Here is an 18036-nt window from a genome sequence, read left to right as displayed (position 1 = left end):
TCATGATGCGATGCCCTTCGCATCATCACCGCCGATTTCCCGGTTGCGAGAGGACCTCACGCCGGTGAGCAAATGCGTAACTTTGGTACCTTCTTCCGCGACGTTCGGGTATCTCCGGGCCGCTTCACCAGAAAGGATCGATTGCAGCCCATTACGCTCGACAGATCGGACAAGCGAAAGAAAATTTTCATCGCGCCCTGATACCGCACGGTCATTCAGGATTGCGCGAAAGACCTCATTGCGTCGCGCCAGAATAAGCACTTCCAAGGCAGCCAGGCTTCGCACTAGAAGCTTTGAATTGATTCCATCGCCTGCGCGATGCATGCTTTCTTTGAGTGCGTCATGACATGCCGAACTGATTTCGCCAAGATTAGGATACCGCATGGCGATTTGCAGAAAATGGTCGCCGTCATCCTTCAACAAGCTGCGATATATCTTAATGCGGTCCATACTGGACCTGTATTCGAACTCCTCGCTGATGGGCTGGCTTCGGTAAACGTGCAATTCTCGGCCGAAGCGCGACATGGTTTCCCTGAATATCCTCCGCTTCAGGGCATTGATGTCGCGCAGATCCTTTGCAGCGATGGTTCGACCGCGATAATCTCGGAAGGCCGCCAAGTGATCATATTCGCTTGACTCCATACGCGCAAAGAAAAGCGCGGCGTGTACCAGTTCATCACCGTCCCATTTGAAGTCTGTGTTCCAATTCTCGGCAGACTGCAAAAGACGTCGATAGTTGTCGACCTTGCGAGTAGGGTTACTCAGCGCATCTCCCATGTATAAACTTATCAATAGAGCCTTGGGTTTCCAGTAGAGGTTCAACCCGAGAGGCCTAAAAGATTTGGTTGCTTTGACTTCCTCGGAACCGTACTCTAGCGACATCGACGCTGCGATGAAATCTTCGGCAGTCGACGCGAGCTTGATGGCCTTGGCGTAACTGTTCGCATTCTCAGCGCCGGAACAGTACTCGGTAATGATGCCGAAGTTTGTGCGCATATTGTTCGGGATGGACGCTTTGTTTCCATCTGTGCTGAGAAATATTGCAGCTGTGTCGCCGCATTGGGCGTTTATCTTCTTCTCGACCCGGTGAAGGCTGGACTTGACAGTCTCGATGGTGCGGGAACTGGGTTTGCTGCCTGAAGGCAGACCTGTGAGCGAGTCAAGAGTAATCCACTGACCATCGTAATGCTGCGAGGGGTCACCTGGTATGTGCTCCAAGAGGACACCGGCGGCCAGTTCCCGAAGGGTTGCCCTTTCACTGAACTGAAGCTCGAGCGGAACCTGCCGTTCCTCTCTGTTCGCCCTTCGGCAAACGACGATCTTTCCGTCGTTGGGGGGCATGAGTCCAACGTGAACCGTGAGCCGCACGGGCTGGTCCATTGCTGCCTCCTGAAGGATCCGTACCGTGCGATCCTTCCCGCCACTTTTAGACGCCACACAGACCTACCGTGCTGATTTATGCGGTCTGATTCTGGGCTTAGTTAGGCCAAAAATACGAGCACGCATTTTCGTAGATCGCCGTGCGGAGATTGTCCCTGGCCCTTGACGACACAACCTCCACTCGTCGCGCCGCTGGACAACGGCGATAGATCAGTGTCGGCTGACTAGCTTTGGTCAGGACACCGCGTGATCACCTCGCCCGCATGTCCCCAGACCGCGCCCCAAGGGGGAATCGCATGTCCACGCTCGTTATGCTGGTCGTCCTGCTGCTCGGCTTGGTCGGCTTGATGGCCGTCGGATTGCTCGCCTACTGCGTCCACCGTCACCCGACACTCACCCAACCGCTGTCGGTTGCGCTGGCTGGAGCAGCCGTGCTGATCACCCTGGTTGCCACGATCATCAGCACAGCCGGCCATTGAGGTCTTTTAAGGGTGGCCACCGATCGGGTGACAGGCATCGTGGCCACAACGCACAGGGCTCCCGTGCCGTTATGGGAGGTGTTCGAAATCTCAACCCATTGGCGCAGGAGCCCTGTTGGCCCCCCATCCTGCCGTACTCGACTTGCCTCATGCGCTCATCGATTGGCTCGCGATGCTCATCGTCACCCGCGAGGGTGACCGCCGCTGCAAGCTCCCACCGCACCAGCGGCCCTGATCGCTCACGGCGATCGGCGGTCGTTGCCACAACAAGACAGTGAAGGGGACATCGCGCTGCTAGCTGCTACCTCCACGAAGGTGCCTGGACGAAGCGCGTCCAGGCCGAGCTGAACAAGGGGCGAGCAAGCGTCACAAGAGGGGAGTCGACGACGTGGTGAGTGCCTAATTGCGTGACAACGCCGACGAACATCGGCGGACAAGCGCGAACGTCTCCGGACGATTGGCGCAGGTGAGGCATGCAGCAGCCCGAGACAGCACCCCCGTTTCAGTTGCTTCGGGACGAAGCAGTCGTCGGCTATCCGCACGAATCGCAAACGCCCGTCGAAGGCAGTTGGACGAAGCAGCGCTCACATACCCGGGCGGGCTTATCGGTGCGCTCGCGACGGCGTTCGACGGCGGCTTGCAGTCTGGGGGCGAGGGCCGGCACACCGCCGCCAGGCGGCATGGTCGCCCCAAAGTGGCGGTAGCAAGCAAGGCGGGCGTCGGCAGCGTGGTGCTCACGTTCCAGCTCGTCATCTACCGGCGGCTCTCCGGCGACCGCCAGAACTTCCTTGTAGCCGCTGCCTACCTTGCCGTCGTCTGTATGGACCACCAGAGCTGTCAGTGGTGGGTCACCGCGACGGTGGGCTTCACGCACCACCCAGCCCAAGATCGGACCGATCCAGTTGTGCAGGAGAGTCTTGGTCCGGATACCAGTGCGGCTCTGGATCTCTTCCGCCAACTCCTTGTAAGTGATTACTGCGTGGTACGTCTGCGCTACGCCTACGAGGATCAAGTACGCCTCTGAGCCCCAGGCTTCGCGTGCCTCCTGGCCCGTCAGCTTGACAATGCCGACCACAGGCTCAGATTCTCCCTGGCTCATCCCCACCCCGTCGTGCTCTCGATCGTTGGCACTCTCTTGCATCCTCCCCTACGAAACGACGACGGCACCATGGTTCTGTGCGTACTCACCGCGGCACGCCAACGAGACGCGACCACAATGTCCCCTGCCGAGAGTCCGAGGCGAAGAAGTCGTGCCAGACGCGTGCCAGGTTGTACGGGGAACCACAGGGAATACCAGGGAATCGAAGGCGGCTCACCTGGGGCACCAGCTCCGTTGGCCGCAGGTCAACACGGTAATCCGCCACCAGGAGACACGAGCTTCCCAAGCTAAGGTCCGGGTCGTCGATGTCCTCGCCGATGGACTGAGAATCATTCATCGCCATTGCGTCGAGTCGGCATGTTTGGCAAGTGCCTAGGTCGGGCATTGACGCGGCACAACTAGCATCGGCGTCGCTAGTGGCACACCGCCTCTCAGACCGACGCCGGGCTTCCGAGTACGTGGAGTCGAGGCCCCATTGCGGGTGTGCTCGACCAGCCGAAACGAGGTACCGGCGTGAGCGTTGGGGACTGGGCACTTGCAACTATTGGCGCCATCACGAGTGCCACGCTTGTAGTGGGTCATCTACTGGATCAGGTACCCAAGCTGGCAAAGAAGACGATCTCAGCCGCGAGGGCTGTTCGCTCCGTCAAGCGCGAGATCCGGAAGAAGCCAGATCACAGGAACACCGCGCGGTGAACCTCTCGGGAAGTAGGCACGACTGCCGCATCTTCCACACACCCGCGGTCAGTCCCTGGCCAAGATGACCAGCCAACCCGGACGCAAGCAGCGTCACGGTAGGCCTACGGAGCGCTGGAGCCCCTGCAGTTTCGGTCCCTACGCAACCGGCATTAGCGTCAACCACCTCGCGTAGGTAACGCAGGACGTACTCCGCGACGGACTGCGTTGACACCATCCAAGGTCAGGACGACGGTCACAGCACTCAGCCACGAACGGCGGCAGGGTCAGCGATGCGGTGTCGGTGACGACTGCCGTGGGCTGCGCTTTGAGAGAGGAGTTCGGGATGACGCTCTCCCAACTCGACTTCGGAGAGACGCTGGCTGCGGGGGCAGTGAACGCGCTTCTTACGGCTGTCTTCATTGGGATTGTTGCCGGCCTCATCGTGAAGAGGTACGAATCTATCCACGAACTGCGCCTACAAACGCGCGAGTTGGAACACCAGACCAGGGCGGCGTTACGCACGACGTACTCACAGCTCCTCGTGGCCCAACGCCATTCTCGGCAGGCCTCCGTCCAGCTTGCACAGGCTGGCGGCGAGTCATCTGATCCGGATCTAGCAAAGGCGGCTGGTGCCGCTCATGACGAGTTCATCAGCCTCTACCACGGCCTCAACCTCGATGCATCAGCGGAAATGTGGCGTGACGTGCGCGGCTTGAGGAAGATCCTTGACGACATGCTGAACTCTGCACGGAGCGGCGATGCCACAGGTTGCGAACAGCTCGTGGGCCACGCTCGTGCCGCACGCCAGAACCTTGAGCGGAGCTTTCGAGTTCGGCTTGGCTACGATCCACTTCAGGAGAGAAGGGACTTGGGTAAGTACGACCGGGGACCAGGTAATTGATCACTCACGCGACCTGAGCGACCCCCGTCTTTTGCGGGCTCGGGACAAGGAGTCTCGTAGCGCAACTCGCATCGCGCCGTCTCAGTTTCCGTCTCATTCAGCCCCGTTCACCACCGTTCAGCGGAGACCGCGCACCGAACCTGCCCCACCGTCCGGCCGCTCATGAACCCAGGTGAACGTGCGCGCACGCACCCCCACACCCCACCACCACAGTTGGAAAGCGTGTTGGGGGCAACCCCTCACGAGTTCGAATCTCGTATCCTCCGCCAGTGCCTCACCGGGCACTAACGTTGAAGGGCCCCACCGCGAGGTGGGGCCCTTCGACGTTGTCCTCAGCCCTCGTTGTCCTTGTTTTTGTCCACAAGAGGGGCCGAGGGCCCTCTTGTGGCATCGGCGATCTTCTGGACAACGTCCTTGAGCATGGCGTCCGGTACATGGAGGTACCGCGCCCGCATGCGTGCGGAGGGTGCCCGGCTCCCATCCCATGATCTGGTCAATGACGCGGGCAGGGACCCCGAGCAGCATGAGCACCGTGGCGGCGGTGTGCCGGGCGTCGTGAAGCCGGCCGTCCCGAACACATGCGTCTTCGAGCAGCCGCTTCCAGTCGTGATAGTCCGTGTTGGCACTCAGCGGGCCACCCAGCGGCTTGGTGAACACGTAGTCCGATTCGACCCACAGGTTGCCGGCCGTCTTGCGCTCCCGTGCTTGCACCTCGGCATGCGATCGGAGCATGGCGACCAGCGGGCCAGGCAGGGGCACCGCGCGGCGACCCGCTCTGGACTTGGTGTTCTTGGTTTCGCGCCGGACCTGCACCTTGTCCGGGCAGTACCCCGCCTTGCGGCCGCACGGTGACGCTTCCGGGCACCCGTGCTCGCATCTAGGGCGCAGACGGTTCCGGCGCAGCTTCAGGTACTCGGCGTCCAGGTCGACGTCAGACCAGCGCAGTCCGAGCGTCTCGCCCTGCCGCAGACCGAGCACCAGTGCCAGCATCCAACGGGCGCTGTTCCGGCGCTTGTTGACTGCGAGCAACAGGCTCTGAACCCCTTCCACGGAGTAGGGCTCAACCTCGTCTTCCGCCTCTTCCATCCGTGGCGGTTTTGCGAGCGCTGCAGCGTTCTTAGCTACGTGACCGTGCCGTGCTGCCTCTTCGAGGGCGGTTCGGATGGTGCGGTGTGCCTGATGAGTCGTGCCAGCCTTGCTCCCGCTCTTCTGTATCCGGCGGTACAGGCTTTCCAGGTGCTCGGGCTCCAAGCGGTCGATGCGGTGTTTTGCGAGACCGGGCACGAGGTGCACGCGAACCGCCACCGCCACCTCGTAGCCGTCGTAGGTGTTCTCGCTGATGACTGGCTTGGCGATGTTCTCAACCCAGTGCCAGAGCCACTTGTCGACCGTCCACGGCTTGCCGGGCTGTTTGCGCCGAACCCTCGTCGCGCTGCTTCTCCAGCTTGCGGACCTCGTCGACGAGGTCCTTGCGCGTCGGGCGCGTCAGGTGTCGGCGGTAGAGCGTCCCGTCGTCCTTGTAGCCCATCGGTACGCGGGCGTGCCAACGGTCGTCCTTCCCGTAGTAGACGGCCGATTCGCCGTTGGCCCGGCGGGTGCGCTTCTTCTCTTCTCCCCTGGCAGACTCCTGATTCTCGGTGCCGGGGTGGGGAGAGGGGGGCGGCCTGCCCTCCGGGAGTGCCGCCGCCCCTGGCGTCGTCCAGCGGCTCGTTGGGCCGCGCGTCGGCGGGCGACGTATTCGGCAGGTGCGTCTGCGGGGACGCGGCGGAGACTGCCGACGGGGATGGACTCCACCTCTCCGGTGTGGATGAGTCGGTAGCAGGTGGTCCTTCCGATACGGAGGCGGCGGGCAGCCTCCTCCACGGTGAGGAGCACGAGAGTGGTGTCGAATGCGTCGACGGGGGCCGTGTCCATGCAGAGATCTCCCTAGGACCGTAGGAAGGAGCTTGGGGTCTTTCAGGGGTCGCGGGTAGGCGTATCTGTCCGAAGCACGGATTTCTGCGTCATCGCGTCGGCAGCGTCATCCGGGGCTCTGAACTGAGGTTTTGTCTGACGTAGTAGCTAGGGCGTGCGTCATGCCGGCGTCATGGGGTGCGTCATCGGATGACGCAGATAACGCAGAGGAAGCCGTCTGCGTCATGCCTGTTGCCGCAAGTCAGGAGCCGTTTTTCGGTCCGCAAGACGCGCATGACGCAGGGTCTTCCTTCTTAGGACAAAGAAGGGGCTGCCTGTAGTACTTGGGTGCGCCTCGCAGCGTGAAGAAAGAGCCGCTGCGCGGCGCCACCTTGGGGCGGTATTCCAACCGCAAGGGCAGGAGTCGGTCCGCGAGGTCGGGGCGGATGACTCCGACATCGATACCGGTGAGGAGGAGCGGGCGGCGGTAGCCGACGCGGAACACGTCTCCGTTGGCGAACAGGGCGCGCTTGACGCTCTCGGCTCCGGTCACCATGCAGCAGATCGCGTCCGACAGGTCCGGCGTGACGTGGGAGAGGTTGTCCAGTGCGGTGACCCATCCCGCTGCCACCGCCGCGATCAGACTCTCTTCATCCTTCGGTGCCCGCCGCAGGTCACCGCTCATCCCCTCGATGATCCGCACGAGCATCCGGCCACCCGTGGACTTGCCCGCGCCCTGCGGGCCGGTGAGGAACGGCGCAGGGACGGGCCCGGACGGTCCGAGGCAGCCGATCAGCCACACGATGGCCAGGCATTCGGTCTCCGCGGTGGCGAAGTTGCGCAGCCGCATCAGCAGGTCGATGCCCCTGCCGCCGGTGTCCTTGACGGGCAGGGGCAGTTCCCCGGTGAGCTGTGTGCGCCGCCAGCAGACTTCACGCGGGTCGGGGGTGAGGATGTCCCAGCCCGAGGGGTGGATACGGACGGATTGCGGGGCTCATGATCGAACAGGTGATCCCCGACGACGTGGCGGTGGCGTACCAGGGCTTGCGCGCCGAAGGCTTCACCAGCCGCCTTCTGCCGGACAAGGTGACTCGGGGCTGACGGCGTGTTGGGGCGGTCTCTGTGAGACAACGACAGACGGCAAACGCACTGCTCAGGACCGGTTTTTTGCGGATCACTGAACGGTCTTCAAGCCTCCATGCCCCTCACGAGGCCGGCCAGGTGGATCTGAAGGTTCTTGAGACGTTCGTAGGTTGCGACCACCTCTGTCTCGAACGACAGAGGCCAGTGGGCTTTGGAGTGCCAGGAGTACTCCACCTCCCTCTCCTTCCACCTCTGATGGGTCACGCGCCAGGAGTTGTAGTGGTCGATGAACGCCAGGAAGGAGTCTGGTATCCGATCGCCCACAAGCAGGTGGGTCTTTGAGGCCAAGAGATCTTGGATCGCCTTATTGCGTGGCATGAACTCATGGTCAACCCAGAACAACCATAGGTCCCTTTCTGCAGAGCTGAGGTGCCCGTCTGGGGGGAACGCGGGAGTGTGCCCGAGCGTGTCGCAGAAGTCATCGAAGGCCGACCGTCCTTCCTTCACCAGGAATAGAAGGGGGCCGTAGAGCTGCTCCAGTTGGTTTTCGACGTGCGTGAGCCGCGCCTCGGTTCGCCTTCGCTTCAGATCGGCCCGTGCTGAGAGCGCATGATTGGCTAACCATCCGCCAGCGGTGACCGTTGCAGCGATCACCGCTGCCAGGGAGGTCGAATCCATGCCGTCAACTTGCCCTCTGCCCGGATGGGCACACACCATCTCGCACGCAGCCAGCAGTAGCCAACGACGGCCGATCGGGGACACCTGCTCATCCCTAGATCAGCGTCGGCTGACCGAATGCGGCCTTGACGAGAAGGCGGCCAGCCGACCTTGGTAGGCGCCGAGACGCCGCCTCGTGGCCATCCTCTGGCCAGAATGCTCCTAGCCGAGAAGGCGCAACCGGGAAGCTGCTGGTCAGCGGCGGTCGGTGCTAGAGCTGCCGAGCGGTCTTGAAAGCCGTCACCACCCTGGTTGATCAGGCTTTCCCTACGTCATCACGGCGTCTCGCTCCGTCCCCGGATACGCCGGCCGCGCGATTGAGCGAGCCATCTTGGCCGAGGCAAAAACGGCCGACACGGGGCTAGGGCGGTCGGCTCCACGGCTTCAGGCAGCCGCCATGGGGCGAGCCTCCAAGATCATGGAACCGATCGGGCAATTGCGGGCAGGCGAGGAGCCAGCCCGATTCACGGTCAGCGTTAAGGGCCATGATGTCTCGCCCCATGGCAGGTCCCGCCCAAACCGCTCCACCGACCTCTATAGCAGGCCGCACCCCTAGCAATGAGGGGAGTTGACTCCACCAGTCGGCCCCGATCTACTGCACCTCATGCCGGGGATGGACAAAGCGCGCTCGCTCGAGATGCATCCAGAAACCACCCAACCAGTGTCCACAGCGCAGGATTATGTAGAGACCAGGTTGTCTCAGTACCAGGAGTGGTACAACAGGAAGGCCGTCAAGACGAAGGCCATGCACCTGAGAATGCGAACGCTGTCCGTAGTAGGCGGCGCATTGGTGCCCGTCTTAGTCAACCTTGACGTGTCGTTCGCCAAGCTCACCGCCACGGTACTGAGCTTGGTCGTTGTGGGCTCTGTCTCGCTGGAGAGCGTGTACCGATACCGCGAGCAGTGGAAGAACTACCGGTCGACAGAGCAGTTGCTGGGCCACGAGCGGATCTACTTCCAAGCCAAGGTGGGACCGTACGCTGACCTACCAGACGCCCAGGCGTATAGGACCCTGGTAGCCAGAGTTGAGACGGCAATCGCTAGCGAGAACTCCGCAACACTCAACGTGATGACTCTGGGCAGTCAGGTCCATGCAGATGTGCAGAGTGCGCACGAACTGCCTGGGGCTCGACGCGAAGACTAGTTAGGGACCCGCAGGGCGGGCTGTGATCGCCCAACCTCACTCCTAAGGCGGTGGTCAGTGGGCGTGCTGTACAGCAGCGGAGTAAAGCAACCACGGCGACCGCAGCGGACCTTCAGGGCACCTGAGGAGCTGGTCGGGCAGCCTGGCAGAAGCCCGCATCAAGGATGCGCACATGGGCCTCTGGCGCGACTGGGGTGGTGCTGCTGATGCTGTCGCTCAGTCTCAACGGCAATCTCATCTGTGAGAGTTCGCGCTCGTTCACAGCCGTGTCAGCAGAGGGCGACATGCAGGATCTGAACGGGTCTGAACTACCAGGAACAGCAACCAGCAGAGCTGGAAGGCGTGTTGGGGGCAACCCCTCACGAGTTCGAATCTCGTATCCTCCGCCAGTGCCTCACCGGGCACTAACGTCGAAGGGCCCCACCGCAAGGTGGGGCCCTTCGACGTTGTCCGTCTCAGTTGGCTTCCCGTCTCAGTCAGTTGTCGGCGGCGGTTCGCGGAGCATGGCGCCAACCTGTTGCGCCACCTTCCGGAGCATCGGCCGCGTGACGTGCGTGTACCGAGCGCGCATCCGGGCCGCGGCCGTGTGGCGTGCGCCATGAAGACGGGGCTGCGTGGTTCGGTTCCTTCTTCTCAGTGCAGTTGCTCGGCCAGGCCGATGATGATGCCCGCCGGGCCGCGGAGGTAGCAGAGCAGATAGCTGTCCTCGAACCGGGCGATCTCGCCGAGGAGTTCGGCGCCGTGCGGGCGCAGGCGGGCAACGGTGTCCTCGACGTCGTCGACGGCGAACATGACGCGGTGCGTGCCCAGAATGTTGTGCGGCCGGTTGCGCGGCCCGGCGCTGATCACCGCGGGGCTGCGGTACTTCGCCAGCTCGAGCCGGCTGTGACCGTCCGGGGTCCGGACCATCGCGATGTCACAGTGGACGCCGTCGAGTCCGGTGCACTGGTCGGCGAAGAGGCCCTCGACCTCCGCCCTGCCCTCCAGCTCCATACCGAGTTCCACGAAGAACGCGATGGCCGCATCCATGTCCTCGACGACGATGCCGACGTTGTCCATCCGCTGAATCGCCATGCTGGTCTCTCCTTCTCCTCGTGCGGCCGGGGGGGCCGCTGATGCCCCTGGGACGGAGCCGGTGGCACGTTCTCGACATCCGCAGACCGCCGAACTCCGAAAAATCTGGATCGCGCCTCAGGTGAGATTCATCCGGATGTACCCCCACCACAGGCTGAAAGCGTGCTGGGGGCAACCCGTGGAATTTCGCCCTCTCAGTGGACCCTTCGATGTTGGAGGCCCGGGCAGCGATGAGTCTGCCGGCGTCCGCGGGTCTACCTTCCGACGGAGAAAACCAACTCATATCGGGAGTACGGCATGGGCCTTATCCACGTCGAGATGTTCGCGACCCTCGACCTTGTCGGGCAGGCGCCCGGCGGGCCTGACGAGGACCCGGTGGGGTTTCCGTTCGGCGGCTGGCAGGCGCCGCTGATGGACGAGGTCGCCGGGGCGCAGGTCGGTGCCGCGTACGAGGGGACGGACGCCCTCCTGCTCGGCCGGCGGACGTATGACATCTTCGCCGCCTACTGGCCGCACCAGGAGGGCGGCGAGGACAACGAGATCGCCACGCTCTTCAACAGCGTCCCGAAGTACGTGGCCTCCCGCGGCAGGCCCGACCTTCCGTGGGCCGGGTCCACACAGCTCGGCCCGGATCTGGCCGCCGCGGTGCGCGAGATCCGTGACCGGCACGAGCATGTGAAGGTCGTCGGGAGCCTGAACCTGGTGCAGACCCTCCTGCGCGAGAAGCTCTTCGACCGTCTCGACCTCTGGGTGCACCCGATCGTGCTCGGCGTCGGGAAGAAGGTGTTCGACGATGGCGCGGTGCCCGCGAACCTCACGCTCCTCGAACCGCCGGTAGCCGGTCCGAAGGGCACCGTGTACCTGCGCTACGGGCTCGCCGACGGCACTCCCGGCACGGGGGACATGAGCGCCCCCGATCGCGGTGTCGGACGCGGCGACTGAAGCGGCCACACAGCCCTTGCCGGCAGGGGCAGGGGATCGCCCCTTCGGTACGTCAGCCGCTCGTCTCCCCGCCCCACCGCTCAGGGCCCGCGCCGCGCCAGTCGATCCACGGCGACTCCGCCACCTCCGCCGGGTCGAGTTCCAGCCCGGCTCGGCGGAGGAACTCGGCTACGTCGGCCAGGTTGTGGGCGAGGCCGAGGATCTCGCCGTCGACGCGTACGCGTCGGCCGCCGGTGGGCGACGGTGGATGGACGGTCACGCGAATCGGTCCGGACATGTCCTCAGGCTCGTCCGGGACCTGCGGATCCGCATTCCGGCGCGTCATCGATGGAGCCGCTCGCGTACGTCCTCGTCCGGTCGTCCCAGGTCACGCAGTTCCCACCAGGCGCCGGGGCTCGGTCGCCGTTGCTGCCAGTAGGGATGGAAGAACAGCCGAGCGGAGAGCTGGTGCAGGCGTCGGCGCAGCTCGGTGCGGCCGGGCCGTTGGGCGAGCTGTAGGTAGGTGGTCCTCCACTCCTGCTGTGCCTGGGTGAGGTCGGCTGGGAACGGTCGCATGGCAAAATTCAATCATGTGTTCGATTTTCTGGTCCAGCGTAGAGGCCGCGTCCGGTGGTGAACCGGTGGCGTGGCGGACAGATCCGGATACGTCTCAGGGGCATGCGGGAGGCATCATCCCCGGATCGTGGTCGCTCATGGCGAGCGACGGCTCCTCAAGGCTTGCGGGGGGGGATGGCTCGCCCGGGACGGACACCCGCTCGTTCCCGAGATTTAACGTACGACGCCTTGGCACCCTCGGTCTACGCGCGTAACTTGAGCCGACTCCCCACAGCAGCCACTCCATGTGCCGCCCGCCGGTGGCGCGTTGACGTTCGTGACGTACCCAAGGAGACAGTCGGCGTGTCCAGAACTCCACACAGCAGGCCCCGTTGGCGCCATCTCGCCTACCCGCTCCTCTCGACGGGCGTGGCCGGGGCGTTCGTCCTGACCGCGGTGCCCGCCGCCACCGCGGCGCCCTCGGCGAGCGCGTTGATCACCGAGGTGTACGGCGGCGGGGGCAACTCGGGTGCGACGCTCACCCGCGACTTCGTCGAGCTCGGCAACGCCGGCTCGGCGGCGTACGACCTGTCGGGCTTCAGCGTGCAGTACCTGCCCGGTTCGCCGTCGGCGTCCTCCCAGTGGGGAGTAACGGCGCTCAGCGGCTCGGTCGCGCCCGGCGGACGCTTCCTGGTGGCCGAGTCGGCGGGCACCGGCGGGACGACGGCGCTGCCCACCGCGGACGCGACCGGCACGATCGCCATGAGCGCGACCACCGGCACGATCGCCCTGGTCTCAGGCACCACCGCGCTCGCCTGCAAGACCGCCGCGGACTGCGCGGCCGACAGCCGGATCGTCGACCTGGTGGGCTACGGCACGGCCGTCGTACGGGAGGGAAGCGGCCCGGCGGCCGGCGCCTCCAACACCGCGGCCGTGGCCCGCGCCGCGTCCCTGGCGGACACCGACGACAACGCCGCCGACCTCACCGCGGGCGCGCCCACGCCGTTCAACTCGGCCGGTGAGACAGCCGGTTCGGGTGACGGCGGCGGCGGCGGTGACGACGGCTCGACCGAACCGGGCACCGTCCGCGTCCACGACATCCAGGGGACCACCCGGCTCTCCCCGTACGCCGGGCAGACCGTCACCCGCGTCCCGGGCATCGTCACCGGCGTGCGCACCACGGGCTCGAAGGGCTACTGGATCCAGGACGCGCAGCCCGACGCCGACGCCCGCACCAGCGAGGGCGTCTTCGTCTACACCGGTTCCGCGGCTCCGGCCGTGAAGGTCGGCGACAGCGTCCTGACCACCGGCAAAGTCACCGAGTACTACCCGAGCAGCACCAGCCAGTCGCTCACCGAGATCAGCACCCCCACCACCAAGGTGCTCTCCAGCGGCAACGCGCTGCCCGAGGCCGTCGTCCTGAACGCCACCAGCGTTCCGAGCGCCTACACGCCCACCGCCGCGGGCGGCAGCATCGACTCCCTGGCCCTCGAACCGGCCGCGTACGCACTGGACTTCTACGAGTCCCTGGAAGGCGTGCGCGTCGCGGCCACCGACACCCGGGTGGTCGGTGCGACGACCGCGTACGACGAGGTGTGGGTGACGGTCAAGCCCGGCGAGAACCCGACCGCGCGCGGCGGCACGCTGTACTCCTCGTACGACCAGCCCAACACCGGCCGTATCAAGGTGATGTCCATCGACGACACCGCCACCTTCCCGGTGGCGAACGTCGGTGACGTGCTCACCGGCACCACGGCGGGCCCGCTCGACTACTCCACGTACGGCGGCTACAACCTCCAGGCCACCCAGCTCGGCACGCTCACCGCGAAGGGTCTCAAGCCCGAGACCACGCGCAAGCAGAAGAGCAAGGAGCTGGCGATCGCCACGTACAACGTGGAGAACCTGGACGCGCTCGACGAGCAGGAGAAGTTCGACCGGCTGGCCGGCGGCGTCGCGGTCAGCCTCAACTCCCCGGACATCGTGGCCCTGGAGGAGATCCAGGACGACAACGGAGCCACCAACGACGGCACCGTCACCAGTGAGGCGACGCTGACCCGGTTCACCGACGCGATCGTCGCGGCCGGCGGCCCCCGCTACTCGTGGCGCTATGTCGTGCCGGAGAACAACAAGGACGGCGGCGAGCCGGGCGGCAACATCCGGCAGGTCTTCCTCTTCAACGCCAAGCGGGTCTCCTTCACCGACCGCCCCGGCGGCGACGCCACCACCGCGACCGGTGTGGTGAAGACCCGCAAGGGCGCGCAGCTCACCTACTCGCCGGGCCGTATCAACCCCGCGAGCGACGCGTGGGACGCGAGCCGCAAGCCGCTGGTGGGCGAGTTCACCTTCCAGGGCGAGCAGGTCTTCGTGATCGCCAACCACTTCGTCTCCAAGGGCGGCGACGAGCCGCTGCACGGCAGTGACCAACTGCCCACCCGCAGCTCGGAGACGCAGCGGAACGCCCAGGCCGCCGAGGTCAACACCTTCGTCAAGAGCGTGCTCGCCGCGGACAGGAGCGCCAAGGTGGTCGTGCTCGGCGACCTGAACGACTACGAGTTCTCGCAGACGGTGACCACGCTCACCGCCGGCCGGGTGCTCACCCCGCTGATCACGACGCTCCCCAAATCGCAGCGCTACACCTACGTGTACGACGGCAACTCGCAGACCCTGGACCACATCCTGACCAGCCGTGCGGTCAGCGACTTCGACTACGACGTCGTCCACATCAACGCCGAGTTCGCCGACCAGGCGAGCGACCACGACCCGCAGATCGTCCGCATCGACATCAGCAAGTGCGGGAATCGGTAGTCCTTTTCCGTACGAGTGCGGTGCCCTTTCGGTACGAGAGCGGTAGCCCTTTCCGTACGAGTGCGCACCAAGCTCTCGCCGTGCCGTCCCGCCAGTCGGGAACCGGCACGGCGAGAGCCGTTTCACAGGCCGCGCTAAGCTTCCACCCTTTGAGGTGGGCGGGGAGCTCACAGGGTGCCCGCCGGGAACCAACGGGGGATTGGCACGCATGCGCGTCACGTTTCTGATCCACAACGGCTACGGCGTCGGCGGAACCATCCGCACCACGTGCAACCTCTCGGGCGCGCTGGCCGAGCTGGGGCACGAGGTCGAGGTGGTGTCGGTCTTCCGGCATCTCGAATCCCCCCGCTTCTCCTACGACAAACGCGTGCGCCTGCGCCATCTCGTCGACTCCGACAGGAAGAGCCCCGGCTACGAGGGCGAGCACCCCGATTTCGCGGTCCCCTCCGCCGACTTCCCGCGCGGCGAACACCGGTACCACGAGTACAGCGCCCTGACGGACCGTCGTATCGCCGAGTTCCTGGCCGAGTTGGACACCGACGTCCTCGTCGGCACCCGCCCCGGACTCAACGTGCAGATCGCCCGGCAGGCCCCGGCCCACGTCGTCAGGGTCGGCCAGGAACACCTGTCGCTCGAAGCGCACACGCACCGGCTCAACCTCACTCTGCGCCGCGTGTACCGCCGGCTCGACGCGGTCACCACCACCACCCGCGCCGACGCCGAGGCGTACCGCCGCCGGATGTGGCTGCCGGGCGTACGGATATCCGCGCTGCCCAACAGCGTCCCCGATCCCGGCATCGCCCCCTCCGACTGCGCCGCCCCGCAGATCGTCGCGGTCGGCCGGACCGCCCCGGTGAAGCGGTACCCGGACCTGATCGGCGCCTTCGCCCAGGTGGCCGCCCGGCGCCCCGACTGGAGCCTGCAGATCTGCGGCGTCGGCCCTCAGGACCGCGAACTGAAGGCGCTGGTCAAGGCGTTGGGGCTGTCCGACCGGGTCACCTTCCTGGGCAACGTCACCCCCGTCGAACCCGTGATGGCCCAGTCGTCGATCCTGGCGATGTCCTCACGGATGGAGTCCTTCGGCATGGCACTCGTCGAGGCCATGCGGGTGGGCCTGCCGGTGGTGAGCACCGACTGCCCGCACGGCCCCGGCGAGATCATCAGCCACGGGGTGGACGGCCTGCTGGTTCCGCCCGGCGACGTCGACGCGCTGGCCGCGGCGCTCCTGGAGCTGATCGACGACGAGCCACGACGCCGGCGCATGGGCCGGGAGGGACTGCTCAAGGGCGCGCGGTACGACCCCGAGCCGATCGCCGGACAGTGCGCGGCCCTCTTCCAGGAGCTCCTGGACACCCGCGCCGGCACCGTCGCCGCCCCTCGGCAGCCCGCCGCCGTCTTCCCGCGTGCGGCCGCACACACCGTCCGGGACCTCGCGGGCGCGACCGCCGCCAGGGCGCGCCGCGTTCCGGGCGCCCTGCGGCGACGGCTGCGCGCCCTCCTCGGGCGTTCCGCCAGGAGTCAGTAGGCCGTGGTCCGCGACTCCAAGTAGGCCTTCAGAAAGGCGTACTTGGCGTCGCTGTCGGCCGCCGGGAGCGGCGCGAAGCCGTCCCCGAGCTCCATCGACAGCGGCTTCGACGTACGAAGGGCGGGCCAGGTGGGCAGCGGGTGGCGGCCGGAGTGTCCGGAGCCGGCGTTGGGGTTGCCGGTGGCCGCGAAGTTCGCCACGTACGAGGAGGTCGTGTCGGCGATGGCGTGGTCCGCCGCCGTCCAGGGGCGGTCGGTTCCGTAGAGGTTGCCGAAGAGGTAGTACTTCTCCGCGCCGTGGTACGCGCCCGCGCCGTCCGCGGGCTCGACCGGGTTGGTGGTGTCCGAGCCCGGCGGAACGTGCGTCCACCAGTAGTTGTAGACCGGGCTCCTGTTCCCCGCGGTCTCCTTGAACTGGGTGCCCCACAGGAAGGTGGAGACGCGTTCCTCGTCGCGCGCGTAGTTGTTGTACTGCCGGGCCGCCTCCTGGTCGGTGACGGCCGGGTAGAGGGCGAGGAACTCCGGTGCCCGGTCGGCGAATTCGGACGCGGCGTACGCCCGGAACCGGTCCACCGTCATCTCCAGGTCCGGCGAGGCACCGTTCTCGTCCTTGTTGTTGCCGGTGAGGACCGGCACGTCGGCCTCGGCCCCCGACTCCATGGCCTCGGTGTACGAGGTCGGCAGGACGTAGCCGTCGAGGACGTTGCCGAAGTCGGTCCCGGCGGCCGGGGCGTCGTCCGCGTAGACCTTGGACACGATCTCGGCGGCGGACAGCGCCCGTAGCCCGGCGGTCGAGGAGGCGCCCATGTAGGCGGCGAACGCGGTGCCGTTGGCCTCGGCGGCGGCCAACGTCCGGTAACCGCCCGCCACATGGCCGAGCGCCGGGTCCTTGGTGTACTGCACCCCGGCGGCCAGCAGGGCCCGGTGGTACAGGCCCCGGGCGAGCCGGGAGATCATCGAGATGTTGACGAACGACGAGCCGTGCGACCAGCCGGCGATGGTCACCCGGTCCGGGTCCCCGCCGAACGCGGCGATGTTGCGCCGGACCCACTTGAGCGCCGCGACCGTGTCCAGGACGCCCCAGTTGCCGGAGCCGCCGTGCCCGGACTCGGCGCTCAGGCCGGGGTGGGCGAGGTTCCCGAAGGCGCCGACACGGTGGTTGAAGGTGACGACGACCACGCCCTTGTCCGCCAGGTTGGCACCGTCGTACACCGGCTGCGAGGCCCACATGGCGCTGTTGCGTCCGCCGTAGATCCACACGAGGACAGGCCGCCGCTCACGCGAACGGGCCGCCCCCGTCCAGATGTTGAGGTTCAGGCAGTCCTCGCTCAGCGGCGGCACCTTGTCGGCGGCTATGCCGGTGACGGGCTGCGGGCAGGCCGCACCCCAGGTGTCCGCCCTGCGCACGCCCTTCCAGGAGGGTGCGGGCCGCGGCGCGCGCCAGCGGTTCCTCCCGGCGGTGGAGGCCGCGTAGGGGATGCCCTTGTAGACGGTGATGCCGTCGAGGGCGGCCGGGACACCGGTCACCAGACCGGATTCCGTTCTCACCGGGGCCCGGGACGCGGCCGAGGCCGGGACCGTCTCCAGGCTGGCGAACAGCGCGGTGCCGACCGCGGCGCCGGCGGTACGGCCGAGGAATCCGCGCCGCCCGAGCGCTTCGGGGCGGGCGGAGGGAACGTTTCCGGGGCATGCGGAAGGAACGTCTCGCGAGGTCACAGGGTCTCCCGGTCGAGGGGGTGACAGAAGGGGGATGAACCATTCCGTGAGGAGTCGCCCCATGCTG

13 protein-coding genes and 4 pseudogenes are annotated in these 18036 nt (G+C 65.9%); 8 read left to right on the top strand and 9 right to left on the bottom strand.

Annotation, left to right across the window (positions count from 1 at the left end; genetic code table 11):
* Positions 1-1380, bottom strand: a complete 1380-nt coding sequence (locus ACIBLC_RS15195; RefSeq protein WP_399211369.1) for a hypothetical protein — start codon at positions 1378-1380, stop codon at positions 1-3.
* Positions 1381-1676: 296 nt separating this feature from the next.
* On the opposite strand from ACIBLC_RS15195, the gene ACIBLC_RS15190 reads away from it, so the two are divergent.
* The 4 genes and pseudogenes from ACIBLC_RS15190 to ACIBLC_RS15175 all read left to right on the top strand — a co-directional run bounded on the left by ACIBLC_RS15190 (position 1677) and on the right by ACIBLC_RS15175 (position 4537).
* Positions 1677-1859, top strand: a complete 183-nt coding sequence (locus ACIBLC_RS15190) for a hypothetical protein (RefSeq protein ID WP_399211368.1) — start codon at positions 1677-1679, stop codon at positions 1857-1859.
* Between the two features lie 115 nt (positions 1860-1974).
* Positions 1975-2088: pseudogene (locus ACIBLC_RS15185) on the top strand (IS5/IS1182 family transposase); the annotation flags it as partial.
* A 339-nt stretch (positions 2089-2427) separates the two neighbouring features.
* A complete protein-coding gene (locus ACIBLC_RS15180; protein ID WP_399211367.1) occupies positions 2428-2883 on the top strand; it encodes a hypothetical protein in 456 nt (151 codons plus the stop codon).
* Positions 2884-3979: 1096 nt separating this feature from the next.
* Entirely contained in the window at positions 3980-4537 is a 558-nt protein-coding gene (locus ACIBLC_RS15175; RefSeq protein WP_399211366.1) for a hypothetical protein, read from the top strand.
* A 332-nt stretch (positions 4538-4869) separates the two neighbouring features.
* Here the strand turns inward: ACIBLC_RS15175 and ACIBLC_RS15170 are convergent.
* The 4 genes and pseudogenes from ACIBLC_RS15170 to ACIBLC_RS15155 form a co-directional block, all read right to left on the bottom strand.
* Positions 4870-6065, bottom strand: a pseudogene (locus ACIBLC_RS15170) (tyrosine-type recombinase/integrase).
* Between the two features lie 173 nt (positions 6066-6238).
* Positions 6239-6451, bottom strand: a pseudogene (locus ACIBLC_RS15165) (excisionase family DNA-binding protein); the annotation flags it as partial.
* Positions 6452-6818: 367 nt separating this feature from the next.
* A pseudogene (locus ACIBLC_RS15160) lies at positions 6819-7418 on the bottom strand (ATP-binding protein); the annotation flags it as partial.
* 200 nt (positions 7419-7618) lie between these two features.
* The gene (locus ACIBLC_RS15155) at positions 7619-8191 is read right to left on the bottom strand and encodes a hypothetical protein (RefSeq protein WP_399211365.1); all 573 of its coding nucleotides are present in this window, start codon (positions 8189-8191) and stop codon (positions 7619-7621) included.
* Between the two features lie 643 nt (positions 8192-8834).
* Between ACIBLC_RS15155 and ACIBLC_RS15150 the strand changes: the two genes are divergently transcribed.
* Positions 8835-9374 (top strand): DUF4231 domain-containing protein, encoded by a 540-nt coding sequence (locus tag ACIBLC_RS15150; protein ID WP_399211364.1) that lies wholly within the window; start codon positions 8835-8837, stop codon positions 9372-9374.
* 633 nt (positions 9375-10007) lie between these two features.
* Here the strand turns inward: ACIBLC_RS15150 and ACIBLC_RS15145 are convergent.
* Positions 10008-10448 (bottom strand): VOC family protein, encoded by a 441-nt coding sequence (locus tag ACIBLC_RS15145; protein WP_399211362.1) that lies wholly within the window; start codon positions 10446-10448, stop codon positions 10008-10010.
* 297 nt (positions 10449-10745) lie between these two features.
* On the opposite strand from ACIBLC_RS15145, the gene ACIBLC_RS15140 reads away from it, so the two are divergent.
* Positions 10746-11390, top strand: coding sequence for a dihydrofolate reductase family protein (locus tag ACIBLC_RS15140; protein WP_399211361.1), 645 nt, complete (start codon positions 10746-10748; stop codon positions 11388-11390).
* 52 nt (positions 11391-11442) lie between these two features.
* Here the strand turns inward: ACIBLC_RS15140 and ACIBLC_RS15135 are convergent, their stop codons facing one another.
* The gene (locus tag ACIBLC_RS15135) at positions 11443-11667 is read right to left on the bottom strand and encodes a hypothetical protein (protein ID WP_399211360.1); all 225 of its coding nucleotides are present in this window, start codon (positions 11665-11667) and stop codon (positions 11443-11445) included.
* 44 nt (positions 11668-11711) lie between these two features.
* The gene (locus tag ACIBLC_RS15130) at positions 11712-11945 is read right to left on the bottom strand and encodes a hypothetical protein (RefSeq protein ID WP_399211359.1); all 234 of its coding nucleotides are present in this window, start codon (positions 11943-11945) and stop codon (positions 11712-11714) included.
* 342 nt (positions 11946-12287) lie between these two features.
* Here ACIBLC_RS15130 and ACIBLC_RS15125 point away from each other — a divergent pair, with 342 nt between their 5' ends.
* Complete coding sequence (locus ACIBLC_RS15125; RefSeq protein WP_399211358.1) at positions 12288-14729, top strand: lamin tail domain-containing protein; 2442 nt, start codon at positions 12288-12290, stop codon at positions 14727-14729.
* 208 nt (positions 14730-14937) lie between these two features.
* The gene (locus ACIBLC_RS15120) at positions 14938-16254 is read left to right on the top strand and encodes a glycosyltransferase family 4 protein (RefSeq protein WP_399211357.1); all 1317 of its coding nucleotides are present in this window, start codon (positions 14938-14940) and stop codon (positions 16252-16254) included.
* Here the strand turns inward: ACIBLC_RS15120 and ACIBLC_RS15115 are convergent.
* Positions 16248-17969 (bottom strand): carboxylesterase/lipase family protein, encoded by a 1722-nt coding sequence (locus tag ACIBLC_RS15115; RefSeq protein WP_399211356.1) that lies wholly within the window; start codon positions 17967-17969, stop codon positions 16248-16250. The genes ACIBLC_RS15120 and ACIBLC_RS15115 overlap by 7 nt on opposite strands.
* Positions 17970-18036 lie beyond the last annotated feature (67 nt).

The sequence above is a fragment of the Streptomyces sp. NPDC050535 genome (assembly GCF_044457665.1).
In the GTDB taxonomy this organism is placed as follows: domain Bacteria; phylum Actinomycetota; class Actinomycetes; order Streptomycetales; family Streptomycetaceae; genus Streptomyces.
Note: the sequence above shows the minus strand (reverse complement) of the source record. Positions and strands in the feature narration are given on the sequence as shown.